The organism is Rhizobium sp. N122, from assembly GCF_002211295.1.
Lineage (GTDB): Bacteria > Pseudomonadota > Alphaproteobacteria > Rhizobiales > Rhizobiaceae > Rhizobium.
In genome coordinates, this window is the sequence record NZ_LOKU01000015.1 from 63,471 (window position 1) to 87,998 (window position 24,528).

The 24,528-nt window shown below is 61.8% G+C and carries 23 protein-coding genes; 10 read left to right on the forward strand and 13 right to left on the reverse strand.

From position 1 onward, the window contains the following. Positions 1-507 precede the first annotated feature (507 nt). Together cysQ and ATY75_RS13675 are read left to right on the forward strand one after the other, a co-directional pair. Entirely contained in the window at positions 508-1,305 is a 798-nt protein-coding gene (cysQ, locus tag ATY75_RS13670; RefSeq protein WP_088937961.1) for a 3'(2'),5'-bisphosphate nucleotidase CysQ, read from the forward strand. A gap of 530 nt (positions 1,306-1,835) precedes the next feature. Continuing rightward, on the forward strand, positions 1,836-2,561 hold the full coding sequence (locus tag ATY75_RS13675) for a sugar transferase (RefSeq protein ID WP_064840424.1): 726 nt from the start codon (positions 1,836-1,838) through the stop codon (positions 2,559-2,561). A gap of 396 nt (positions 2,562-2,957) precedes the next feature. On the opposite strand, the gene ATY75_RS13680 is transcribed toward ATY75_RS13675, so the two are convergent. After that, positions 2,958-3,185: a hypothetical protein gene (locus tag ATY75_RS13680; RefSeq protein WP_088937962.1), complete on the reverse strand. Its 228-nt coding sequence runs from the start codon at positions 3,183-3,185 to the stop codon at positions 2,958-2,960. 414 nt (positions 3,186-3,599) lie between these two features. On the opposite strand from ATY75_RS13680, the gene ATY75_RS13685 reads away from it, so the two are divergent. Beyond that, entirely contained in the window at positions 3,600-3,875 is a 276-nt protein-coding gene (locus ATY75_RS13685; RefSeq protein ID WP_007533628.1) for a DUF1153 domain-containing protein, read from the forward strand. A 20-nt stretch (positions 3,876-3,895) separates the two neighbouring features. On the opposite strand, the gene ATY75_RS13690 is transcribed toward ATY75_RS13685, so the two are convergent. Continuing rightward, positions 3,896-4,363 carry a paraquat-inducible protein A gene (locus tag ATY75_RS13690; RefSeq protein ID WP_064840426.1) on the reverse strand — a complete coding sequence of 156 codons (468 nt, stop codon included), beginning with the start codon at positions 4,361-4,363 and terminating at the stop codon, positions 3,896-3,898. A gap of 140 nt (positions 4,364-4,503) precedes the next feature. Between ATY75_RS13690 and ATY75_RS13695 the strand changes: the two genes are divergently transcribed. Then, a complete protein-coding gene (locus tag ATY75_RS13695; protein WP_064840427.1) occupies positions 4,504-4,782 on the forward strand; it encodes a GNAT family N-acetyltransferase in 279 nt (92 codons plus the stop codon). Positions 4,783-4,924: 142 nt separating this feature from the next. Here ATY75_RS13695 and ATY75_RS13700 read toward each other — a convergent pair whose 3' ends face one another. Next, positions 4,925-5,275 (reverse strand): hypothetical protein, encoded by a 351-nt coding sequence (locus ATY75_RS13700; RefSeq protein ID WP_003566024.1) that lies wholly within the window; start codon positions 5,273-5,275, stop codon positions 4,925-4,927. A gap of 435 nt (positions 5,276-5,710) precedes the next feature. Here ATY75_RS13700 and ctrA point away from each other — a divergent pair, with 435 nt between their 5' ends. Continuing rightward, complete coding sequence (gene ctrA, locus ATY75_RS13705; RefSeq protein WP_003542362.1) at positions 5,711-6,412, forward strand: cell cycle two-component system response regulator CtrA; 702 nt, start codon at positions 5,711-5,713, stop codon at positions 6,410-6,412. A 201-nt stretch (positions 6,413-6,613) separates the two neighbouring features. Here ctrA and ATY75_RS13710 read toward each other — a convergent pair whose 3' ends face one another. Together ATY75_RS13710 and ATY75_RS13715 are read right to left on the reverse strand one after the other, a co-directional pair. After that, complete coding sequence (locus ATY75_RS13710) at positions 6,614-6,976, reverse strand: response regulator (protein ID WP_003566026.1); 363 nt, start codon at positions 6,974-6,976, stop codon at positions 6,614-6,616. Between the two features lie 120 nt (positions 6,977-7,096). Continuing rightward, entirely contained in the window at positions 7,097-7,744 is a 648-nt protein-coding gene (locus tag ATY75_RS13715; RefSeq protein WP_064841427.1) for a histidine phosphotransferase family protein, read from the reverse strand. A gap of 194 nt (positions 7,745-7,938) precedes the next feature. On the opposite strand from ATY75_RS13715, the gene ATY75_RS13720 reads away from it, so the two are divergent. Next, on the forward strand, positions 7,939-8,526 hold the full coding sequence (locus ATY75_RS13720; protein WP_064840428.1) for an EipA family protein: 588 nt from the start codon (positions 7,939-7,941) through the stop codon (positions 8,524-8,526). 117 nt (positions 8,527-8,643) lie between these two features. Beyond that, a complete protein-coding gene (locus ATY75_RS13725) occupies positions 8,644-9,804 on the forward strand; it encodes a hypothetical protein (RefSeq protein WP_088937963.1) in 1,161 nt (386 codons plus the stop codon). Positions 9,805-9,879: 75 nt separating this feature from the next. Here ATY75_RS13725 and ATY75_RS13730 read toward each other — a convergent pair whose 3' ends face one another. Both ATY75_RS13730 and ATY75_RS13735 read right to left on the reverse strand, forming a co-directional pair. After that, complete coding sequence (locus ATY75_RS13730) at positions 9,880-10,704, reverse strand: RNA methyltransferase (RefSeq protein ID WP_088937964.1); 825 nt, start codon at positions 10,702-10,704, stop codon at positions 9,880-9,882. Between the two features lie 7 nt (positions 10,705-10,711). Next, positions 10,712-11,098: a hypothetical protein gene (locus tag ATY75_RS13735; protein ID WP_088937965.1), complete on the reverse strand. Its 387-nt coding sequence runs from the start codon at positions 11,096-11,098 to the stop codon at positions 10,712-10,714. A gap of 43 nt (positions 11,099-11,141) precedes the next feature. Between ATY75_RS13735 and ATY75_RS13740 the strand changes: the two genes are divergently transcribed. Beyond that, the gene (locus ATY75_RS13740; RefSeq protein WP_088937966.1) at positions 11,142-12,167 is read left to right on the forward strand and encodes an RluA family pseudouridine synthase; all 1,026 of its coding nucleotides are present in this window, start codon (positions 11,142-11,144) and stop codon (positions 12,165-12,167) included. A 180-nt stretch (positions 12,168-12,347) separates the two neighbouring features. Further along, complete coding sequence (gene rpoH, locus ATY75_RS13745) at positions 12,348-13,256, forward strand: RNA polymerase sigma factor RpoH (RefSeq protein WP_049731684.1); 909 nt, start codon at positions 12,348-12,350, stop codon at positions 13,254-13,256. Positions 13,257-13,629: 373 nt separating this feature from the next. Here the strand turns inward: rpoH and ATY75_RS13750 are convergent, their stop codons facing one another. Together ATY75_RS13750 and ATY75_RS13755 are read right to left on the reverse strand one after the other, a co-directional pair. Beyond that, a complete protein-coding gene (locus ATY75_RS13750) occupies positions 13,630-16,140 on the reverse strand; it encodes a hypothetical protein (protein ID WP_088937967.1) in 2,511 nt (836 codons plus the stop codon). Between the two features lie 60 nt (positions 16,141-16,200). Then, positions 16,201-17,499, reverse strand: a complete 1,299-nt coding sequence (locus ATY75_RS13755; RefSeq protein ID WP_003566044.1) for an adenylosuccinate synthase — start codon at positions 17,497-17,499, stop codon at positions 16,201-16,203. Positions 17,500-17,690: 191 nt separating this feature from the next. On the opposite strand from ATY75_RS13755, the gene ATY75_RS13760 reads away from it, so the two are divergent. Continuing rightward, positions 17,691-18,608 carry a DMT family transporter gene (locus tag ATY75_RS13760; RefSeq protein WP_064840434.1) on the forward strand — a complete coding sequence of 306 codons (918 nt, stop codon included), beginning with the start codon at positions 17,691-17,693 and terminating at the stop codon, positions 18,606-18,608. A gap of 9 nt (positions 18,609-18,617) precedes the next feature. Here the strand turns inward: ATY75_RS13760 and ATY75_RS13765 are convergent, their stop codons facing one another. From ATY75_RS13765 to ATY75_RS13780, 4 genes are all read right to left on the reverse strand, one after another. Beyond that, positions 18,618-19,466 (reverse strand): GNAT family N-acetyltransferase, encoded by an 849-nt coding sequence (locus ATY75_RS13765; protein ID WP_064840435.1) that lies wholly within the window; start codon positions 19,464-19,466, stop codon positions 18,618-18,620. A gap of 267 nt (positions 19,467-19,733) precedes the next feature. Beyond that, positions 19,734-21,560, reverse strand: coding sequence for a GGDEF domain-containing phosphodiesterase (locus ATY75_RS13770; RefSeq protein ID WP_088937968.1), 1,827 nt, complete (start codon positions 21,558-21,560; stop codon positions 19,734-19,736). Between the two features lie 132 nt (positions 21,561-21,692). Further along, on the reverse strand, positions 21,693-23,477 hold the full coding sequence (locus ATY75_RS13775; RefSeq protein WP_088937969.1) for an IlvD/Edd family dehydratase: 1,785 nt from the start codon (positions 23,475-23,477) through the stop codon (positions 21,693-21,695). Continuing rightward, positions 23,474-24,385 carry an NAD(P)-dependent oxidoreductase gene (locus tag ATY75_RS13780; RefSeq protein ID WP_088937970.1) on the reverse strand — a complete coding sequence of 304 codons (912 nt, stop codon included), beginning with the start codon at positions 24,383-24,385 and terminating at the stop codon, positions 23,474-23,476. Before ATY75_RS13780 ends, ATY75_RS13775 begins: the two co-directional genes overlap by 4 nt. Positions 24,386-24,528: the final 143 nt, after the last annotated feature.

Below are 24,528 nucleotides of genomic sequence, written 5' to 3' on the forward strand. Positions count from 1 at the left end.
AGGCTGCATCTCTTTTTGGTTCTTCGGTTCCCCGTTTCAGAGAACCTCATAGGCCGAATGCATACCGGTTTCGGTGGAAATGTGAAGACAAAAAGGATTTACTCCGACAAATTCTTGTCAGAACAGGCCTATGTGGCGCATTTTGAACCAAAATCCACAGAAAATCGGCAAAGAACCGCCTGTTTTTAGTCAGAAACTGCCACCGAGTTAACGGTTCGGAGATGTCGTCGGCGATTTCCCTATGTCGCTTGTGGCGCAAGCTATTCCATAGAATTGGAAGATGGCGCAAATTCAGACCCCAAGCCTGCGATTTTTGCGAATAGCATTTCACGAGGATATGCCCCTTCTTCGTCTGACAACTCTGAAAACTTATGGTAGCTTTGTGGAACTGCATTAGGGGCTGCAGAGCGCGATGGAAAACACCATATCGAGTGTGTGGTGACAGGGATGGTTTGCGGACGAGCAACAGTGGGGTGCTCGACCCGCGTGGCGAACGGCAAAAGGACAATGCTGAGGACATTTGAACGGGCGGCGCTCGAAGCCGGCAAGGCCATTATCACGGTCCTGCGCCAAGGTTTCCCGGTCGCCATGAAAGCGGATGCAAGTCCGGTCACGGTCGCCGACGAGGAGGCCGAACGCATCATCCTCGCTCATCTCGCTGGAGATTATCCGGAAATACCCGTCGTGGCCGAAGAATCGGTCGCCGCCGGAAAAGTGCCCGACATCGCCGGCCGCGGCTTCTTCCTGGTCGATCCTCTCGACGGCACGCGAGAATTCGTCGATGGACGGCAGGAATTCACCGTCAACATCGCATATATAGAGAACGGCGCCCCGGTGGCCGGCATCGTCTACGCCCCGGCACTCGGGCTTGCCTTCTCGGGCGAACGCGGCCACGCCGAAAGGCTCGTCGTCACCGATGACTTCACCGTCGGTGCGCGCAGTGCGATCACCGTGCGCGCACAGCCGGACGACAGGCTGGCACTCGCCAGCCTTCGTCACAACAGCCCGGAGACCGGAAGCTTCCTCGCCCACCACGCCATCTCCAAATGCACCAATATCGGCTCCTCGCTGAAATTCTGTCTGCTGGCCGAAGGCAAGGCCGACGTCTATCCGCGCTTCACCCGCACGATGGAATGGGACACGGCGGCCGGCGATGCGGTGCTGCGCGCCGCCGGCGGTTCGACGGTGACGCTCGACGGAGCGCCGCTGACCTACGGCAAGACTGGGGCCGCAGCCGATTTCGACTTCGCCAACCCGAACTTCATCTCCTGGGGCGGCACGAGACGCGTCCTCGAACCGGCGTAACCACCCGCACCCATCCCTGAACTTACAGCTATGCGCGACTAGGTCCGGGCAGGCAGCCCGAGAGTGATTCGCAAACGGCCGGCCCGATTGGCTGATTCTCCGCCTGAAACCCGTTTTTCACTTTTCCGGTGCCGCTTCCCGCCTTGATTTTGTCATATTCTGACACAGTTTGGGAACGACCGCGCATCCCGGCAAAAAAAATTTCGCGGCGCGATTGGTTAAAAATACCCCTCGACGACCGACAGTCGCGTGCCGAAACAACACGCCGAACGACCCCCGAAAGCCCTCGCCAAAGGCCTAGAAACCTTGACGAAATTCCAATTATTAACGAAATATCATGAGCTTGCCTCAACTTAACGCAGATGCGAAAGATTTATTGCGATGCGATATTTCTCTGGACACCATTACACAATTGTCGCATTTTTCCGTTTTAGTAGGGTTACCAAGACCTGAGTGCAGCCCTGGTGACAGGGTAAAACCATTGATCGCCTATTGCCGCCGCGCCCCTCGAAGACAACAGAGTACGATCCTTGAGCATCACGGAACTAAACAACAGCATTTCGACTGAGTCCTTCCGGCCGAGCCGCCGCCAGCAGCCGAGCCTGAAGATCCAGACCCCTGTGATCCATAGCGATGCGCCGCAGGCGCCGTGGATGGATCTTGTCCTGAAGCGGGCGTTCGACATCGTTTCGTCGTTGAGCGCCCTCCTCGTCCTTGCCCCTTTCCTTCTGTTCGTCGCCTTGCTGATCAAGCTCGACAGCCCGGGACCGGTGCTCTTCAAGCAGACCCGCTGGGGCAAGAACTGCAAGGCCATCAAGGTCTACAAGTTCCGCTCGATGCGCACCGATCTCTGCGATGTCTCCGGTGTTGCCCAGACGGTGAAGAACGACCCGCGCATCACTCGGGTCGGCGCCATCCTGCGCCGCACGAACGTCGACGAGCTGCCGCAGCTGCTGAACGTACTGATGGGTCACATGTCGGTCGTCGGCCCGCGCTGCCATGCGATCGGCATGCGCGCCGGCGGCATGCTCTACGAAGAGCTCGTCCCGGAATACCATCAGCGCCACGCCATGCGCCCCGGCATGACGGGTCTTGCTCAGATGCGCGGCCTGCGCGGCCCGACCGATCGTCCGGCCAAGGCGCGTGCCCGCATCGTCAGCGATCTCTATTACGTCGCCAACTTCTCGATCGTGATGGATATCCGCATCATCGCCGGTACCGTCGTGTCGGAACTGACCCGCGGAAAAGGCTTCTAAGATTTGTGAGAAGGGACCGGATGCCTAAGGGCAACCGGTACCCGAGTGCTCTGCCGGCCGCCTCCTGCGGCTCAGCGCATCGAGCTAGCGCATCGCGCGCTTTGGACAATTCCCCACCCATATGCGACGAGACCGAGAATGATCGCGATCTCATTACTGCCTTGGGCGCCGCATGCGATTTCACGCCGTGCGCCATCGCCTGCGTCCCTGCGGGCACAAACACCCGTCTGAGAAGACGAAGGTGTATTGTTTCAGATCAGCGTCGTGGGAGCGCGCTGACGAAAAATTCTTCAGCGCATGCACCTGAAAAGCCGGGTGAAGCGGCGGTTTATTTTGCCGCTGCCGCCCGCAAAGATGCCTCACTGAAGACCCGCCCGATCGTCCGCTTCCTCACGGTCACCAATCGGCTGGAACAACATTAAATCGGCGGCCCCGGAAAAGCCGAGGCTTTCCGGCAAGCTGCCGATGAACCGCCTTCAAGGGAAGCCGCGAGCAAATAAAATCGAAGCCGGCAAACTTTGCGCTCTCGCCGGGCCGTTCCTTGCCGCCTTCGACGCGATCCCGGAGCGATGGGTCCGCGAAGGCAAAAAAATCCAGTATCATCAATGCAATCGCCGCGCGCATGTTCGGATTTTTTCATCCTCATGCGACGTATGGTCCGCTTCCTGAGGACCTCGCTGCCGGCAGCGAGAGGCTCCATGCCGAAGCATCGGCAGACGTGGCTTTTGCCCCACATCCCAGGGACGCCAAGCATCAAAAGCACGAGCCGGCTCTGATCCAGCGGGAAAACGGAGATGTCTGGCGCTCATCTCTATGCCAAGCACCACAAAGCTCATCCTGGGAAATCAGCCATATATACTCCGCGAGGAGCCTCATTGCAGAGGGCCGCAAGTTGACGGGGTGTCAGATGGCCGTCTCAGAGCGCCGGTCCCGTGGGGCATCTAAATTTGTTATCAAAGTCTTACGATGAGCTTAGGCAATTTTTAAATGTGGCAGGCTAGAGTGGCGTCCGTGGTCTTGCGTTGTGTAGAGAGTCCAATGACCGAAATGATACGTCCCCGAGTGAAATATGTCATCGGCCCCGATGGCAGCCCCCTGACGATCGCGGATCTTCCGCCGCCCAATACGCGGCGTTGGGTGATCCGGCGGAAGGCAGAGGTTGTCGCGGCTGTCCGCGGTGGCCTGTTGAGCTTGGAAGAGGCCTGCGAGCGTTACACGCTCACGGTCGAAGAGTTCCTCTCCTGGCAATCGTCGATCAACAGCCACGGTCTCGCCGGCCTGCGCACAACGCGCATCCAGCAATATCGTCACTGATCGCACGCCATCATCGAGATTTATTTCGGGCCGGACGCATCTCCCGTAAGGGAATGAAGAAGGCCCGAAATCATTGACGAGGCCGCGTAGCACCAGAGACCCGGCTGCGTGAAGGCATCCGCCAACCCCGTTGTCTTCGCCGCCGCAATAACGATCGCGACCAGCAGCACGTCCATCATTGACCACTTGGACAGATGCGGCACGACGCGACGATAAAATAGGCTGCCGGCCCCGCCGCCGGCACCCGCCGCTTCCGCGGAGATCCCGACCATCTTCAGAAACGGAAGCACGATCGAGACCAATGCGACGATCGCCGCCAGCAGCCCATCCCCGCCCTGCCAGAGCGAGACGACGATTTCGATGAGCGACGGGGTCTGATCGAAGAAATACAGCGTCTCGAATCGCACCAGCGGCAGGATGAGGCCGAGCGCCAGCAGGAATGGCGCGGCAACGAGCAGAACGGGGCGGATCATCGAAAGCGCGCTCATAGACCCGAACCTCGCGCCGACCCGACAGTTTTCATGAACACTCCGTCTCCTCCAGCAATGGCCTCGCCGGCTTGGCACGATCGCGTCGCCGTGTCACCGTCGACTGCGACAATATCTCCATCCGGCTACGAGGAAAGACAATGGACATTCGAAACGAGGAAGGCCCCTCCGGCGGCCGTTATGCGGCCGCGGTCGAAGGGCACGAAGCCGAGATGACTTATTCGCGCACATCGTCGACACTCGTCATCATCGACCACACGGCCGTTCCCGATGCGCTGCGCGGCAAGGGCGTCGGCCAGGCACTGGCTCTCTATGCAGTGGAAGCGGCCCGCGCCGGCGGCTGGAAAATCATCCCGCTGTGCCCCTTCTTCAAGGCGCAGGCACAGCGCCATCCGGAATGGCGGGATGTGGTGAACTGATTCCGGCATGATGCGGCGGCTCTAGTCAGACGGCACGCCAGACGGCGAAAACACCAAAAGCCATGTATGACGGACAGCGCGCCCGTCATACATGGCTTCTCAGTGGCGATCCCAGGGCGCCGCAGCCGGCGCCCGCCGTTGTTTACGCCCTTGCTCGGGCGCTGGTGTCCCGTTCTTCCAGCGCCGTCGCCCTTGCATATTCCGCCTGCATTTCCTCGAGCGCCATTTCCAGCGACTCTTCCTGCATCTTCAGTTCCTTGATCGAAACCTGCAGGTTGTCGGCCCGCTGACGCGCGGCCTTGGCGAAGGTCGGATACGCAAAGTGATTCGGATCTGAGATACCGGACTTCTTTTCCTCGACGACGATCTGGCTCTCCAGATCCTTCGTCATCCGTTCGAATTCGGACATCATCATCTGCAATTGCTGCAATTGACGTCGTTTTTCGTTCACCTGGAACTCTTTCAGGCGAACGAGACTCTCTCGCGACTTCATACGCATTACTCCCGTGATGCGAGACCCCGGCTCAACTTGAAACCGCCCTGCGCGCCGCTTTGACACGGTTTGCTAAAAAATTTCCTGCGATATTAACAAATACCTACCGCTGGTAACCTTTCGTTTACGGGCATCGTTAATGATAGGCCCGATGATTTAAGGGTCGGTAAATGCCGAGGCATGAAATTCGAACCTTTTCATTGGCGAGTCGGATGAATCACTTAGCGCTTTTTCCTAATGTAGGAGATGAGAAGTGCCATTTGAGATTCCTATTGGAAAACAGAGAAATGGAAAAAATATTTAATAAATTCGATACTCCTTGCCAGAGTGAATTAGAATTTGTTAACCATTTCGTGGCAGCTTCCAAATCACGTAGCGTGTTCGGTATCGTGTAGGGGGCCAGACCACCTTTCGGCGGCGGTAAAGGGGATAATTATGCGGGTACTTCTCATCGAGGATGATAGCGCTACGGCGCAGAGCATCGAGTTGATGCTGAAATCAGAAAGTTTTAATGTTTATACCACCGATCTCGGTGAAGAAGGCGTCGATCTGGGCAAGCTGTATGATTATGATATCATCCTTCTCGATCTGAACCTGCCCGACATGTCCGGATATGAAGTGCTTCGCACGCTCCGGCTGTCCAAGGTCAAGACACCGATTCTCATTCTGTCGGGCATGGCCGGCATCGAAGACAAGGTTCGTGGCCTCGGCTTCGGCGCCGACGACTACATGACCAAGCCGTTCCACAAGGACGAGCTCGTCGCCCGCATCCACGCCATCGTCCGCCGCTCCAAGGGCCACGCCCAGTCGGTCATCATGACCGGCGAACTGATCGTCAACCTCGATGCCAAGACTGTCGAAGTCGGCGGCCAGCGGGTCCACCTGACGGGCAAGGAATACCAGATGCTGGAGCTGCTTTCGCTCCGCAAGGGCACCACGCTCACCAAGGAAATGTTCCTGAACCACCTTTACGGCGGCATGGACGAGCCGGAACTGAAGATCATCGACGTCTTCATCTGCAAGCTCCGCAAGAAGCTTGCCAACGCTGCCGGCGGCGCCAACTACATCGAAACCGTCTGGGGCCGCGGCTACGTTCTGCGCGAGCCGGATGGTGCCGAATACGCCGAAACCGCCTGATTTTCCGATCCCCCTTATCGGATAACGAAGATCCCGCCCTTCCGGCGGGATTTTTCGTTTCTGCCTGCCAATGAAAAGCCGCCCGATAACGAGGGTCTGAGGCTGGATCAGCACTAAAACGTCTCGATCAGGGAAACGGAGTGTCGGCGGCCGAACGTGCTTGCACGTTCGCCATCACGCTGCAGAGGAAGAGACTTGCCGTCAGGCGGCGATCGCGCGGTTTCCAAAGACGGCGGTCAGGATCTTGCGGTCGAAGGGCTTCAGCAGGAAGTCGGTGGCGCCGGCCCGTTTGCCCGCCATCAGCTTCTTCAGATCTGCCTCGACGACGCAGTAATAGATCTTGACTTCCTTGCCACCGTCCATGGCGCGGATGGCGGCGATGAGGTCGAGGGCGCCTTCCATGCCGGAATCGACGATCAGATATTCCGGCAGCTCCGTCTGGCAGCGCTGTAGCGCCTCGCCGGCGTTGGAGGCCTCGCTGACGAGAAAATCGAGTTCGGAGAGAATGCGCTTGCCGACCTTGCGGACGATATCCGAATTATCGGTGATCATGAACCTTTGCATGGGCGCTCCTTTGCCCCTCGCATTCGTCGCAGCGAGAGGCCTCTTACAACCCTGGAGAATAGGTCCATCAGGCTAAGGAATCGTTACCGGACGGGCACGGACACCCGTCCCCGTGCGAAATCAGGCCGCTGCGGCCACCGCCGTGAACACCAGTTCTTCGGCGCTGGCGCTGTGATCAAGCGTCATTCCGCACTCCTGCGCCAGAAGGACGGTGTAATAGGGCTGGATCGAATGCGCGTCGATCGCTTCCTCGATCGCGCCGGTCGATATCTCGACGAATTTCGGCGGCAGGCGCATCAGCTTGCCTTTGGCCGTCAGCTTGAACCTGGCATCGAACTCGGGATTCTCAAGCGTTACCTCGAGCACGCCGCCGCGCGGAATTGCCGAATAGGCAACGAGGAAGAGGTTGAGCAGCAACTTGACGCGATTCTTGGCGACGATGGCGCGCGGCCCGTTCCAGATCACTTCGGTCTTCTTCTCGGCGATGGCGAAATCCTTGGCTGCGCGCTCGGCCTCGCCGGTGTCGATCGAGGCGCCGACAGAACCCGAAGCCCCAAAGGCGAGGCGTGCGAATTTCAGGCGAACCGAAGCGTTGAGCGCGCTGGTGCGGATCAGATCCATTGCATCGGCGTCGGCACCACCCTCATCCAGGAGTTCCAGCCCGTTATTGATCGCACCGACCGGTGAGATGACATCGTGGCAAACGCGGCTGCAAAGAAGCGCGGCCAGATCCGGGCCGGCCAGGGTGAGATTAAGGTTCTTGGACATCATCGTCTCCTGAGGGGCGGCAAGTTCATCGCGCCCGCGAATATGCTTCATCAAAATTGCGCGAAGTTTGCGATCGTACTCAATGCCATAATGACACCATATTTGGTAAACCGATTGTTAAGATCATCGGCGCAAAATGCACCAATCGCCGCGAGCGGTTGCCCGCTCCAGCCAAACGACGAACGGATGACACCATGCGCCCTCGATTTCCGCACCGATTGATCGGCTTCTGCAGGTTGCTTTCGGCCCTCGTCTTTTCCTCGCTGATGGTCGCCGGACCTGTCTCCGCCCAGGACAACGGCCAGTACACGATGCAGGAAATCGTCGATGCCGGCCACTCCTTCTTCGGCTCCGCCAGCGGCGGACTTGCCAAAGTCGTCGAGAGTGCCTTCCAGAAATACGGCCTCCCGAATGGCTACATCCTCGGACAGGAAGGCGGCGGCGCCTTCATCGCCGGCCTGACCTACGGCGAAGGCCAGCTGAACACCAAGAACGCCGGCGAACATAATCTCTATTGGCAGGGCCCTTCGCTCGGCCTCGACTATGGCGGCCAGGGCTCACGCGTAATGATGCTGGTCTACGACCTGCCCTCCGTCAACGGCATCTATGCCCGCTTCGGCGGCGTCAGCGGCTCGGCCTATGTGATCGCCGGCTTCGGCATGACGCTGCTCAAGAACAATGACGTGCTGGTCGTGCCGATCCGCACCGGCGTCGGCGCCCGACTGGGTGTCAATGTCGGCTATCTCAAGATCACCCAGGCGCCGACCTGGAACCCCTTCTGAGGCCGCAAAGCCGCTGGAAAGAGCCGCCGTCCGCATCGGCGGCCTTGCCCATATGCGTCATGCGTGCTTAATCATCGCGGCTGACCTCTTATCAACCTTCTTATCGATGGCCGCGCCGTGATCGAATATGCTCTCTTGTTCGGATTGGGCTTCCTGACCGCGGCCTTCCTCGTCTTTCTGGTCTCGCCCGCCGTTCACCGCCGTATCGTCTGGTATACCGAGAACCGCCTGAAGGCGACCATGCCGCTGAGCGCGCAGGAGGTTCGCGCCCAGAAGGATATGGTGCGCGCCCTCTATGCCGCCGAGAATGCCCGGACCACCCAGGACCTGCTGCGGGAGCGCGAAAAATCCCTGTCGCTCCAGCTTCGCCACGACGCGCTCGCCGTCGATGCCGGCAGACTTGCCGCCGAGATCGGCGAATTGCAGGCTCAGATCGGCGAAATGCATGTCGAGGCCGCCGAGCAGCGCTCGCATCTGCGCAAGGACGAGAATTATATCAGCCAGTTGAAGACCAATCTGCATATTGCCGAGCAATCCGCCGCCAACAAAGAGAGCGAACTGGCGACGATGCGGACGCGGCTGAGCAAGCTCGGTGAACAGACCGACGGGCTGCGGATCGATCTGGCCGCACGCGAAACCGAGGCGGAGAGCCTGAAATTCCGCGCCAACGCGCTGCGCGACGAACGAGACACGTTGCGCCAGGACGTCAACCTGCTGCAGAAGCGCGCCAAGGATGCCGAACAGAAACTGACGCAGCAGCAGCACATGGTAATCCGCCTGGAGGACAAGGCCGCCCGCGACAGCGCTTCCGCCGCCGAAAAGGAAACCCTGGTCGCTCGCCGCCAGCAGGAGATTGCCAAGTTGAAGGAGCAGTTGAAGGCCGCCAATGCCGAGATCCGCAAGGTTAACCGCGTGCTCCGCGACGCAGGCCTTGCCGGGACAGTCGCGGACTTGTCGGCGGAACCGTCGGCCGATGACACGACGACATCCACGCTCGACCCCGCCATTGTCATGTCTGGGATCGGCGAGGATGTCCGCCAGCGCAGCGCCGCCCTTGCCGAGCGCCTCCAGAAGGCAAAGGCGGCAACCGGCCGCGATGACGCGATCCGCGAGGAGATCGCCTCGATCGCCGCCAACATGGTGGCGCTGACCGCACTCAACGAGGGTCCCTCCTCGCCGATCCGCACGCTTCTCGATGGTGTGGAAAAGAACCAGAACGATCGCGTCAGCCTTGCCGACAGAGCAGCAGCGATTATCGCCGATCCGCCGCGTGTCTGAAAAGACACGGCGCTCCATCATTGACGTGTGCCATGTAGCGCATGTCGCCGGGAAGTGTGCGGCAGTTCCCGGACCCTAGATCCGCCCCATCGCCGACGCCATGGAAAACAGCCCGATCCCCGTTGCCGTTGCGGCATTGAGACTGTCGAGTTCCTCCGACTGCGGGATGCGCGCACTCTGAAAGCGCGCCAGCAGCTCCTCCGGCAATCCCTCCCCTTCCGTGCCGACGACAAGCGCCATACGTGGCGAGGCCGGAATGGCGCGGATATCGGTCGTGCCGTGCGGCGAAAGCGTCCAGATGGCAAAGCCGCGTTCGGCCAACGAAAGCAGGACATCCAGTGCCTTGCCGCCGCGCCGGTGCGGAACGCTCAGCACCGAACCGACCGAGACACGCAGCGCCTTGCGATAGAGCGGGTCACAGCAGGTTTCGTCGAAGAGCACCGCATCCGCCCGGAAGGCGGCCGCATTGCGGAACATCGAGCCGGCATTGTCATGATTGGAAATGCCGCAGCCGACGAGCACCAGCGCCCGTTCCGGCAGCGCGTCGAGAAGGGCAGCCTCCGCGCGATCCTCCCGCCGGCCGAGCGCCAGAACGCCGCGATGCATGTGAAAGCCGACGACACCATCCAGCACACCGGCCTCGGCGACATAGACCGGCACATCGGCCGGCAACCGCTCGAGGATCGGCAGTACGCCGTCGACGCGATTGCGCAGCAGCAGGATCTTCTCGGCAAAAAAGCCGCGGCCTGCCGCATGCGCCTCGGCGAGCATGCGCAGCACGACGGTGCCTTCGGCGATGAAGCGGTTTTCCCGGCCCGTCAGATCGCGCTCGCGGATACTACGGAATTCGGCGATGCGCGGATCGTCGGCGCTGTCGATGGCGATCGGGACGGCGGCCATGCCGGCCTCAATTGCCCGAGACGCTGATATCGGCGACGGTCCGGCCGGTGCTGAGGTCGAAGACCAGCGCCTTGCTCTTGCCTTCGGCCGTTTCGCCGTAAAACAGGATCTGCCCTGCCGAAAACGAGGTGGACTGCACCTTGAAGCCGAGCGGCAGGGAAACCGTCCCCGCAAGCGGCGCATCCGAGGGCACGCCGGTGGCGGAAACACTCGCCGCCGTCTGCTTCGGTTCGCTGCGCATCGTCTTATAGACAACCGCGCCGAAGACCGCCATAAGGCTCACGAACATGATGGCGCCGGAAACGATCTGCAGGCGGACCATCTTGCGCCGGACACTTTCCATCGCCGGATCAAGGGGCTTCTCTTCCTGGTCGTCTGGCTCGATTGCGGTCATCTGTGCGTCCCGTTCTAAAAAAATACGTCGGAGAAGAAGCGTCTTGAGCGACCCCTTTAAACAAGCAGCCGGCAATAGAAAAGTCCTGACCGCCGATGAAACTGCCGAAGGCCGGCTCGACGCCTGGCTGACGGCGCAGGTCGGCGAGGAATTTTCGCGCAGCCGCATCAAGGCGCTGATCAAGGACGGCCAGGTTTTTCTACGCGGCGAACCCGTCACCGATCCGCAGCGCAAGGTGCGCAACGGCGACAGTTTCGAGATCACCCTGCCCGAGCCGGAAGACCCGACGCCGCTGGGCGAGGACATCCCGCTCGATATCCTCCATGAGGACGAAGACCTCATCGTCATCTCCAAGCCTTCCGGTCTCGTCGTCCATCCCGGATCCGGTAATTGGACAGGAACGCTGGTCAACGCGCTGATCCATCATTGCGGCGATACGCTCTCCGGCATCGGCGGCGTGCGCCGCCCCGGCATCGTCCACCGTCTCGACAAGGACACCACAGGCGTCATGGTCGTCGCCAAGAACGACATTGCCCACCGCCACCTCTCGCTCCAATTTGCCGATCATGGCCGCACCATGCCGCTGGAGCGGGCCTATCAGGCGGTTGTCTGGGGGCGGCCGCGGTCGCTGACCGGCACGGTCGACGCGCCGCTCGGCCGCGCCACCGGCGATCGCACGCGTCGCGCCGTCAAGCGCGCCGACAGCCATGACGCCGACGAGGCGATCACCCATTACGAGGTGATCGAGCGCTTCCAGGAGAACCCCGACGCAACCGCACTTGCCTCGCTGGTCGAGTGCCACCTCGAAACCGGCCGCACCCATCAGATCCGTGTGCATATGGCCCATATCGGCCATCCGCTGCTCGGCGACACGGTCTACGGCGCCGGCTTCAAGACCAAGGCCAATCGCCTGCCCGAAGAAATCCGCAAGGTCGTCAACGGTTTCAACCGCCAGGCGCTGCACGCCTTCATGCTGCAGTTCGAGCATCCCCGCACGGGCGAAATCATGCATTTCGAGGTGCCGCTACCCGATGATATGGTGGAACTGGTCGAGGCGTTGCGGGGATAGAGGCGCCGCTCCGCCCCTCTCACAGCTGCGTGAGCAGCACCTTGAACCGCCGTTTCGCCACACTTATCTGTATATTGACTTAGTGCGGGCTCGCAGTAGAGCCGCACGTCCCGGTTTGCCATTTTTAACGCGAGGACGCGTTGCCAACGGGAACCGGAATTCACTTTAGGAGGGTGCACTATGGCCCGAAATACCTTGCCGTCCATTACCGCCGGCGAAGCCGGTCTCAATCGTTACCTCGACGAAATCCGCAAGTTTCCGATGCTCGAGCCGCAGCAGGAATACATGCTTGCCAAGCGTTATGCCGAGCATGGCGATCGCGACGCCGCCCATAAGCTTGTCACCAGCCATCTTCGCCTCGTTGCAAAGATCGCCATGGGCTATCGCGGCTACGGCCTGCCGATCGGCGAAGTCGTCTCCGAGGGCAATGTCGGCCTGATGCAGGCTGTCAAGAAGTTCGATGCCGAGCGCGGCTTCCGCCTTGCCACCTATGCCATGTGGTGGATCAAGGCCTCGATCCAGGAATATATCCTGCGCTCTTGGTCGCTGGTGAAAATGGGCACGACCGCCAATCAGAAGCGCCTGTTCTTCAACCTGCGCCGACTGAAAGGCCGCATCCAGGCGATCGATGACGGCGACCTGAAGCCGGAGCACGTCTCCGAAATCGCCACCAAGCTGAACGTCTCGGAGGAGGAGGTCATTTCGATGAACCGCCGCCTCTCCGGCGACGCCTCGCTGAACGCGCCGATCAAGGCGGCCGAAGGCGACAGCGGCCAATGGCAGGATTGGCTGGTGGACGACCATGACAGCCAGGAAGACGTGTTGATCGAGCAGGACGAGCTCGACACCCGCCGGCGCATGCTGGCGAAAGCGATGAGCGTGCTGAACGAGCGCGAGCGCCGTATCTTCGAGGCTCGCCGCCTCGCCGAGGATCCGGTGACCTTGGAAGACCTGTCGACGGAATTCGACATCAGCCGCGAACGCGTCCGCCAGATCGAGGTTCGCGCTTTCGAAAAAGTGCAGGACGCCGTCCGCAAGGAAGCCCAGGAACGCGCGAAGGCCGTCCGCGTCGTCGAAGCCACGGCCTGATAGGACTGAACTTTAAGAATTTGAACGCCATCTCCCTACAAGGGAGGTGGCGTTTTTGTGTCTAAGTGGATGCATAGGGAGGAAGCGAGACGTTGCCACGATTCCCCTTCTCCCCGGCGGGGAGAAGATGCCGGCAGGATGAGGGGGTGAGCGGCAAAGCCGCGAATGCGCTGAGCGCAAGCGAAGGGCAATATGAATGGCCGTGCCGTGCGGCCCCCTCATCCGACCCCCGCGGGGAGAAGAGGGAGCCAAGCCGCTTGCCCGGAGGGATCGGATGCCGCCGCATATTTTTCTCCCAACCGGCAAAGGGTGGCGGCAGTAGAGGAGCACAAGCAAGGGGCAACGAAATACCCCTCACCGCCCGCGAAACACCTCACTGGCTCGTCGACACATCCCCGAGCGCGGTCCATTCCTTGATCGCGGCATTGAAGGCATCCGTTCCCGTATTGCCCTTTTCCATCGTCAGCAGCGCGCGGCGGCCGTTGCGGTAGGTGACGGGGATATCGATCCAGCTGCGGGTCGACATCAGGTCGAGATTGGCCTTGCGCGCATCGGGATAGTCGTTGAGCGCGATCATGTGGAAATCGTCGGTGATCTTGGCCGGAACCGCGATCAGCGCGTCGCCGCGATCCTGCTCGGTGCGCTTCATCGAAATGCGCTGGACGCTGTCGATGCTGCCGCCTTCGAAATTCGGCGGCAGCGAAAAGACGATCTCGACGAGATGGCTTGCCGGCAGCGACGGATCGGAATTGCGCTTGAAGGTAACGAGAGCCGAGAGATTGCGCTCCGGCACAGTAATGTTGCCCTGCACCGTCGCCTCCTGCCGGCCGCCCTGGCCGGCCTCGTGCTGCACGCTCCAGACGACCGATCCCTCGATCGCCGTCGGCGAGCTTTGGCCGATACGCTCTTCATAGAGGAACATCTTCTGCGACGAGCCGACGGGGGCGGTCTGCTGAGGCGAAGCCACCGGGCCGTTCGGCGTCGGCGTTTCGGCCGGGGCAACATCGCCCTGCGCGGTCGCAGGCGGCGTATCCGCTGCCGCGACATTCTGTTCGGCGACCGATTTTCCTTCCGCAGTCAGCGTTCCCGGCGCCGTCGCCGGGCCGCTGTCGACCTCGGTCCCATCCGTCAGGAGCCGCTGGGTGAATTTCGAATTGGCCGCGGCGCCGTCATTGTTCATGGACGCGACCTGCGGGTTCGGGTTCGGCTGCGCCGGCGCCGCGGGCGTATTCTGCGCTCCCGGCGTGGTCGGCTGAGCCGGCGTCGCCGCGTCCGGCTCGGCGGGCGTCGCGGGACCGGCAGGCGGTGTTGCCGCCTCGTTCCTGGTCGCCTGCGACGGTGCCGAACTGACGAGACCGTCGACCATCGCCACCAGTGCTTCTCTGTTCATCCAGCCGGCATAGGCGCCGCCACCGATCAAGATGAGCGCGAAGATGAGTGTGATCACGGTGCCGATGCCGAAGCGGCGGCGCTTCGGCTCCATCCGGAAATTCTTGCCGTGCAGCTTGGAAGCGACCATCTGATCGATATCCATCGCCGGATTGGCGTCATCGTCGTCAGCCGCGACCGAGCCGCGGCGGTCGTAGCCGCGCAGCGCCTTCGCCTCGCGCCAGTCCTCGCTCGGCGCGCCGCCGGCAGCCGCCGGCTTGCCGTTATGCACTTCCGCGAAAATATCGACATCGTCGAAATGCGAGGCCACCGGCGTCTTCTTGTTGTTGCCGGCCTCGATCGGCGGCAGATCGTCGAAGACCGCGGTCTCCCAGGAGAAGCTTTCCTTGGCCGCCGGCATGACCGCGGCGGGTGCAGCTTTTTCGAGGCTCGAGATCACCTCCTCGAAGGCCCGCGCCGAAGTATCCGGGGTGGTCGGCGCCGCCTGCGAATACTGCCGGAGCTCCTCTTCGGCCCATTCGGTCTCCGCATCCTTCGGCGCCGGAGCCAGCGTTTCGGCGGCCGGTTCGGCCCAGACGGGATCGAAATGGGCCGCCGCATCAGCCTGCAACGGCTCCTCGCGGCTGTGCTCGACGAATTCCTGCGGACGATCGAAATTGGCGACCGGCTCCACCAGCCGGTTGGAAGCATGCTCTATGCCGCGGGCGACCGGCTGAAGCGGCGCGACAGGTTCGTAAACCTCCTCGGCCTCCGGTTCCTCGCTTTCCACCACCGGCGGCTCGGCCGCGGTCTCTTCCGCGGGATGCTGCTGGTCAGCATGATATTCGTCGGCTTCGTCATTGCAATGCCCGGCAGGCTGCTGCCAGCGCTCATCATCTGCAGGCCAAGCCTCGGCAGCGATGTCGCCTCGCTCGCCGGAATGCCATTCCTCGGCCGGCCCTTCCTCTTCATGCGAGGGATGCCAGTATGTTTCGGCAGGAACCGGTGTCTCTGCCTGCGCGGGAGCGGCGGCTTCGGCCGCTACGGACGTGGGGAGGCTGGGTGCTTCCTCGGAGAGAGGTTCCCCGTCCGCGGGCTCTTCCTGGGGCTCGTGCGGCGCGACAGCTTCTACGTGATCGGGCTCGCCGGCGGCCTCAACCGCCTGCGGTTCCGCAGAGGCTTCGTCAACCGGCTCCTCAACGGCCGTCTCCGGTGCTGGCGCCGGTTCGCCTTCCTCGTGAACCGGTTGTTCTTCGGCGAATTCCGGCGCGGCGACTTCGGCAACCGGCTCATCGAGCGGCAGCGCCTCGGCGTGTTCACCTTCCACTTCGCGGATGGCGGCTTCGAGCTTCTCGAGCTGGCGTTGCAGCATGGTTTCCGGCGGACGCGGCTTCATGTTCTCGAGCTGCCGCTGCACTGCGCCGCGGGCACGTTCGTAGACTTTCACCCGCATCTCGGGGGTATTTTCAGCCAGGCCGTCAACGGCTCGCCGAATAACTGCAATAAAATCCGCCATCAGTACTTTCTCAAGAAGTCCGGCACCCGACCGAACTATCCTCTACAGTGACCCGTGAGCTTAATCCTCAAACGGATCGGTCACAAGTATCGTGTCATCCCGCTCCGGGCTGGTGGAAAGGAGCGCGACGGGCGCCCCGATCAGCTCTTCGACCTGGCGAACATATTTGATCGCCTGCGCCGGCAGGTCAGCCCAACTGCGCGCGCCGACGGTCGATTCCTTCCAGCCTTCCAGCGTGATATAGACCGGTTCGACTCTAGCTTGCGCTCCCTGGCTTGCGGGAAGATGATCAATCTGTTCGCCGTCGAGCATATAGCCGACGCAGATCTTCAATTCCTCCAGGCCGTCGAGCACGTCGAGCTTGGTGAGCGCGATGCCGGTGATGCCGTTGGTGGCGATCGACTGGCGCACCAGCGCGGCATCGAACCAGCCGCAGCGCCGCTTGCGCCCCGTCACAACGCCGAATTCATGGCCTTTTTCGCCAAGGAACTCGCCGATCGCGTCCTTCAGCTCGGTCGGGAACGGGCCTTCGCCGACACGTGTCGTATAGGCCTTGGTGATGCCGAGAATATAGCCGAGCGAGCCCGGCCCCATGCCGGAACCGGCCGCGGCCTGACCGGCCACGGTGTTCGACGAGGTCACGAAAGGATAGGTGCCGTGGTCGATGTCGAGCAGGCTGCCCTGCGCGCCTTCGAAAAGGATGCGGGAGCCCTTGCGGCGCTCCTTGTCGAGGAAGAGCCAGACGGTGTCACGGAACGGCAGCACCCGATCGGCGATCGAGGTCAGTTCGTCCATGATCGTCTGGTGGCTGACTTCGGCGACACCGAGGCCGCGGCGAAGCGCATTGTGATGCGTCAGAATACGGTCGACCTTGCCGGCAAGGCTGTCGAGATCGGCAAGATCCATCACCCGGATGGCGCGGCGGCCGACCTTGTCTTCATAGGCCGGACCAATGCCGCGGCGTGTCGTGCCGATCTTGGTGCCGCTGTTCGACGCCGCATCCTCGCGCATCGCGTCGAGTTCGCGGTGCAGCGACAGAATGAGCGTCGCATTGTCGGCGATACGCAGATTCTCAGGCGTCACCGTCACGCCCTGGGCCTCCAGCCGGCCGATCTCGGCGATCAGCGCATGCGGATCGACGACGACGCCGTTGCCGATCACCGCCATTTTGCCCGGGCGCACGACGCCGGACGGCAGCAGCGACAGCTTGTAGCTCGTACCGTCGATGACGAGCGTATGGCCGGCATTATGTCCGCCCTGATAGCGCACAACGATATCCGCGCGCTCCGAAAGCCAGTCGACAATCTTGCCCTTGCCTTCGTCACCCCATTGCGAACCGACCACGACTACGTTCGTCATCCAACTCTTCCTGTTACCTGCGGAAAACCGCGCACCTGCTCAAACCCGCGCATCTATAAAGCTTTGTTTTTGGGAAAGCGACCCTGTTGTCACAGGTGATTGGGCTTTTTACGTGACAAATCAGCAGTCGGCAGGCTATTGCCCGTCACAAAACGCCGTTCGGCGGTCGCGGAAAGACGGGAAAAGCGCTCTTGCAAGCCACGGCCTACATCTGCCTCGTTATCGCCACCCTCTGCTGGGGCGGCAACTCCGTCGCCGGCAAGCTCGCAGTCGGCCATATCAGCCCGATGATGCTGACCTTCCTGCGCTGGTTCATCGCCGTGGCGCTGATCGCGCTGATCTCGGTGCCGCAGCTCAAAAGAGACTGGCCGGTGGCCCGGAAGAACCTGCCGCTGCTCTTCTTCTATGGCGTCATCGGCTACACGCTTTTCAACGCCATGCTTTATTCGGCCGTGCAATATACGACGGCGATCAATGTCGCCATCGAGCAGGCCGGCATCCCGATGCTGATCTTCCTGTTGAATTTCATGTTCTTCCGCACCGGCATTTCGCTGGCGCAATGTCTGGGCTTCGGCTTGACGCTGATCGGCGTCGCGCTGACCGCCGCTCACGGCGACCTGACAACACTGCTGCAATTGAGCCTGAACCGCGGCGACGGGCTGATGCTGATCGCCATTGCCGCCTATTCGGTCTATACGATCTTCCTGCGCTGGAAGCCGCCCGTCGACTGGCGCACGCTGATGGCCTTCCCCGCACTCGGCGCCATGCTGACCTCGGTGCCGTTGCTGCTTTGGGAGGCTGGCCGCGGTGCGGCGCAATGGCCGGATCAGGCCGGCTGGGTCATCACTTTCTACACGGCGACCTTCCCGTCGCTGCTTGCGCAGATCCTCTATATAAAGGGTGTCGAGGCGATCGGCGCCAACCGGGCCGGCTTGTTTATCAATCTCGTGCCGGTGTTTGGAACCCTGCTCTCCGTCGCCCTGATCGGCGAGCAGCTGCAGTTCTTCCACATGATCGCACTGGCACTGACCTTGGGCGGTATCGCCATCGCCGAAAAAGGCCGGCCGAAAGCTTCGGCTCCGACCGTTCCGGCCTCACCTGCGGATTAACGCATTGTGCTAACCAAGCTCCAGGGTCGTGACGCCGAAGACGTGCTTCAGCGGAGTGGCCGGCGCCGGCCCGCGATACATGCGTGTCGTCTCGAACACCGGTTGAAGCCCGAGGCCTTCGGCAAGTGCCACCGCCTCATGGTTCTCCGCGGGCACATCGATGAAGAGGCCAGCCCCTTTCGCCTCGGGGATCAATTCGGCAAGCAGTGCTGCGGCGCTGTCGGCATCATTGGCAAAGAGCGGCCCGATCTTGTAACCCTCGTAGCAGCGGCGGATCGTGCCGTAACCGCGGATCTTGCCGCTCTTGCGCACCACCGCCGAGCGGCGGCCCTTGCGAGCGGTGCACCAGGCGGCAAGGAAGCCATCCCGCGGCTGCGGAAAGATCGCTGAATCAAAACGCTGCAGGCCTTCGAGGCGCGAATCCATGACCGGGTGCGCGGCAAGCGCCGAGACCGGCAGGGTGGTGGCGACGCCGCCGTAGCGAATGGTGGAATAGGCAGGTTCGAAGCCCGCCTTGCGGTAGTTGTCCTGCTGTGCGGCGACGCCGTCGAGGCCGATCGTGCGGTGCCCCGCGCTTGATATGCCCGTCTCCCAGATCGCCTTGCCGTAACCCTTGCCGCGGAAATCGGGATGGACGATGTAGAGGCCCAGGAAGGCGAAACTCTCGCCGTATTTGACGACGGAGATCGATCCGACGGGGACTTCACCGATAGCGCCGACGAAAAATCCCGAGGGATCGGCCTCGAGGAATGCAAGCGAATCGTCGAGACCGGGGTTCCAGCCCTCCTGACGCGCCCATTCGAGCACGAGTTCCAGTTCGCCGGGCCGCATCGAACGAACGGCAAATTCCGAATTCATGCGACTTTCCCAGATTGAATGTCCCGCAAGTCCATCCCGGCAACCGCAAAGCAATTGTCAGGTCCCCGGCTCCCCGATTGCAGCTGCGAATGATGGAAAGCCGCGCTCATGATCTTGACCACGCGTATAATCATTTTTCGGTGCAATGCAGAAAGCTTGATTTCCGCATTAGCATGAAACAATGCCGATGCAACCTCAAGAAAATTACTTGCGCGCCAATTATCTCTCCGCGACCGCGAAAGCCTGCCGGCGGTCCCGACCGACAGATCACCGGGCCGTTCCGCCCATCGCCGTCTTATGCTTTTCGATCCCGCTCGCCATGGGTGAGAAAAGACGAGCCGTCTCGGCCGCCGGTGCGGGGTAACCAAACGCGTAACCCTGCAGGCCATCGCAGCCGAGCTGCGCCAGCACGACGGCATGCGCCTCGGTCTCGATGCCCTCGGCGATCACTTCGACATCGAGCGCCTTGGCAATTTCCACGATCGAACCCACCACGTGCCGCTGCTCGGCTGAAGTGACGACATCGGCGATGAGCTGCCGGTCGATCTTCAGCCGCTTCGGCCGCAGCTTGACGAGACCGATGAGCGAGGCATGGCCGGATCCGAAATCATCGATCTCGATGTCGATGCCCATCTGTTTGATATCGCCGATATGATCGAGCAGTTTTTCGTCGCTGTCGTCGAGGAAGATCGTCTCGACCAGTTCGAAGACGATCACGCCGGGCGGAATGTCGAGTTTCCTCAGCTTGCCGAGCAACGTCGGATCGGCAAGGCGTGATGCCGAGATGTTGACGGCGATGCGCGGCACCGCAAGGCCCTGCAACAGCCAGAACAACCGGTCTTCGAGAACATTTTTGAGGATCGCCGCATCGATCTCGGCCGCAAGCCCGTGCTCGTCGGCGATCTTCAGGAATACCCCCGGCGCGAGCACGCCCTTCTCCGGATGTTTCCAGCGCGCCAGAGCCTCGAAGCCGATGACCTCACGCGTCCGGGCGTCGAGTTGCACCTGATAATAGGGAACGATCTCGCCGCGCTCCAGCCCGAGCTTCAGCTCCTCGGCAAGGCGACGCTTGGCGCGCAGATCCTCCTGCAGTTGCCGCGTGAAGAATTCGACGCGGTTGCGCCCGAGTTTCTTGGCCTGGTAGAGCGCCAGGTCGGATTCGGCAAACAGATTGCGCGCCCGCCGATCGCCGCTCCAGGAAACGCCGATCGAGGCGCCGGATTGCAGCATCTCCTGGCCGAAGCGGATCTTCTTGCGCAGCCGGCGCTGGAGGTCGTCGGTAATCAGCTTCAACTCGGTGAGATCGCTGAAATTGACGAGCACGATAACGAATTCGTCGCCGCCGACACGGGCAACCATACCATTGGCGGGAATGGCGGCAGTGATGCGAAGGGCCGCGGCCCTGAGCACGGCGTCGCCTGCCGCATGACCGTGGCTGTCATTGATCTGCTTGAACTGGTCGAGGTCGAGATGCAGCACGGCAAGCGTTGTGATGTTCCTGTCGGCCGGCAGCTCGGCGAGCCGCTTGTCGAGCAGGCGCCGGTTCGGCAGGCCGGTGAGATAATCGTGATCGGCGACATGCTCGATGCGGGCATTACTTTCCTCGAGCGCCAGCGCTCTCGCCTCGGCCACCATCTTCTGGCCGGCGAGTTCAGCGTTGAGCAGAACGTCGGCGGTGACATCCCATTCGGCGCCGATAAAGGAGGGCAGGCCCTCGGCATCCACGTAGAAATGTGCGCGTGAGCGCAGATGGCGGATTTCGCCGCTCGGCAGCACGATCCGGAATTGCGAATTATAGGCGCCCCGGGTGGCGATCGCCAGGTCGAAGTCGCGTTCGGCCTGTTCGCGATCGTCGGGATGAATCGCATTCGACCATAACCATGCGGGCACCTCCCGGCATGTCTCGCCGGTCTCGTAGAGGCGGTGCATCTGCGCATCCCATAAGATCCCGTCCCTGGCGATGCTGTGCTCCCAGACACCGATCCGGGATGCATCGAGAGCGAGTTCGAGCCGGCGCAGCAGATCCTGAAACTCTTGTTCGGATCGGGTGGGTCTATTTTCTGGCAACGCGGTCTCAGCCTTAGAAGCTTCCATAACTGCAATATGGTCTCAAGCCGGCATTAATGAAGCCTTGTCCCGATGCTCGAACTAGTCACTAGGTGAACCGTCCGTTACGATTTTCCCCTTTTGGATCAAAGAACTTGCAGCCCACGGCGCCCTGAAGGATCAGTGGTTGTGCCGCGGCGGATTTTTGGCGATCCGGCGGAATTCCGCCGCCCCCTCCAGAACCGCGCCGTCCGACAATTGCGTCACCGAGCGGCGATAGATCTGCTGCCATGGCGTCGCATCCGCCGGCACCGGCGGAATACCGTCGCCCTTGCGCCGTTCGATCTCGGCCTCGTCGACCAGCATGTCGCAACGCCCGTGGTTGAAGTCGATGTGGATGATGTCGCCGGTGCGAAGCCAGGCGAGACCGCCGCCGGCAGCGCTTTCCGGCGAAGCGTTGAGGATCGAGGGGCTGTCCGCCGTGCCCGATTGGCGGCCATCGCCGATCGTCGGCAGGCTGCTTATGCCGCGTTTCAGCAGGTGATCCGGCGGCTGCATGTTGACCACCTCGGCCGAACCCGGCCAGCCGAGCGGCCCGGCGCCGCGAATGACGAGGATGGTATTTTCGTCGATGACGAGATCGGGATCGTTGATGCGCCGGTGATAATCCTCGGAACCGTCGAAAACCACCGCCCTGCCCTCGAAGACGCCTTCGCGCCCTGGTTCCTGAAGGTAGCGCCGGCGAAAATCCTCCGAGACGACGCTCATCTTCATGATCGCGAAATCGAAGAGATTGCCCTTGAGAACAAGGAAGCCGGCCCTCTCTTTCAGCGGCTCGCCGAAGGGCCGGATAACCTCGCGGTCGCGGGCTTCGCTGCCCTGCAGGTTCTCGGCCATTGTCCCGCCCGTCACCGTGCGACAGTTCCCATCGAGCTTTCCGGCCTGCAGCAATTCCCACATGATCGCCGGCGTGCCGCCGGCGCGATGAAAACGCTCGCCGAGATAGGCCCCCGCCGGCTGGACATTGGCCAGCAGCGGGATATCGAAGCCGTGCACCTGCCAGTCGTCGGGATGAAGCTCGACGCCGGCGTGCTTGGCCATCGCGGCCAGATGCGGCTGTGCGTTGGTGGAACCGCCGATCGCCGAGTTGGTGCGGATTGCGTTGAGGAAAGCCTCGCGGGTCAGAATATCCGACGGCTTTAGGTCCTCGAAGACGATCTCGACGGCGCGCCGCCCGGTACGGTAGGCCATCTGGCCCCGTTCGCGGTAGGCAGCCGGAATGGCGCCACAGCCGGTCAGCGAAAGGCCGAGCGCCTCGGCAAGGGCGTTCATCGTCGAAGCCGTGCCCATCGTATTGCAATGGCCGACGGAAGGTGCCGAATCGAGCGCCGCCTGCAGGAATTCCTCCCGATCGATCTCGCCGGCCGCATATTTTCGCCGCATCCGCCAGATCACCGTGCCGGAGCCCGCCAGTTCCCCCTCGTGCCAGCCGTCGAGCATCGGGCCGCCGGAGAGCACGATCGCCGGAATATCGACCGTCGACGCCGCCATGATCGCCGAAGGCGTGGTCTTGTCGCAGCCGGTCGTCAGCACGACACCGTCGAGCGGATAGCCGTAGAGGATTTCAACGAGGCCGAGATAGGCGAGATTGCGGTCGAGCGCCGCCGTCGGGCGCTTGCAGTTCTCGAAGATCGGATGCGTGGGAAATTCGATCGGAATGCCGCCGGCATCGCGAATGCCGTCGCGCACGCGCTTGGCAAGCTCGACATGCACCCTGTTGCAAGGCGTGAGATCGCTGCCGCTCTGGGCAATCCCGATGATCGGCTTGCCGGAACGCAGCTCTTCGGGGGTGATACCGTAATTCATGAAACGCTCGAGATAGAGCGCTGCCATATCGATATGGTCGGGATTGTCGAACCAATCCTGCGAACGCAGTCGCCGCTTCGGAGAATGGCTGTCCGTCACCTCTTGCCTCCCGGCAGGACGTTCTTCTCTTCGAGATACAAGAGCAGGCCGCTATGATCTTTTTCGCCATTGCCGTTTGCGACGAATTCGCTGAATTCGGCGTGCACCGCCGCAGTCAGGGGCAGCGTCAGCGACAGCGCCTTGGCGGTCTCCATGGCGGCGTTCAGGTCCTTCAGCTGGTTGCTGGACGAACCGCCTGGGGTAAACTGCCGCTCGACCATGCGTTTACCGTGGAGTTCAAGGATACGGCTCTCGGCAAAGCCGCCGCGAATGGCGTCGCGAAAGGCGGCGGGCGAGCCGCCTCCGGCCGCAATCAGCATCATCGCTTCGGCGACCGCGCCGATCGTCACCGCGACGATTTGCTGGTTGGCGAGCTTGGCAAGCTGGCCGGCCCCGCTTGGGCCGACGCGGGTCACCCGTCCCATCGGCGCAAAGACATCGGCAAGCGCGTCGATCACATCCTTCTCGCCACCCGCCATGATGGCGAGCGTACCGGCATCGGCCCCGACGACGCCGCCGGAAACCGGCGCATCGACATGAGCGATGCCGCGCTCGGCAAGCCTGGCGGAATGGTCGCGGGCAAAATGTGGGGCAATCGAACTCATATCGATAACCGTGGCCCCCGATGTCATCGCATCGGCCGCTTTGCGGTCGAACAGCACGTCCTTCACCGCCTCGGCATTGGTCAGCATGGTGATGACGACGTCGGCGCCCGAAACGGCGTCCGCTGGTGTTTCCGCGCAGGTCGCGCCGTCGCCCGCAAGGGCCTCGGCCTTGCTGCTATCGCGATTCCAGACGGTGACGGCAAAGCCCGCGCCCAGCAGCCGGCGGGCCATCGGCGCGCCCATCAGCCCCGTGCCGAGAAAGGCGATCCGCCTGCCGTCATGACCTCTGCTCGAACCTGTCATTCAGTCCTCCCAACTGTTGTTCGTCTTTGATAGCCCCCTCACCCATCGTTGCAACCGTTTTGATGACGCATCCGCCCGAAAACGATACGGGCGAGAACCGAAGTTCCCGCCCGATTTACTCGACAAAGGAAGGTTGAATTCCG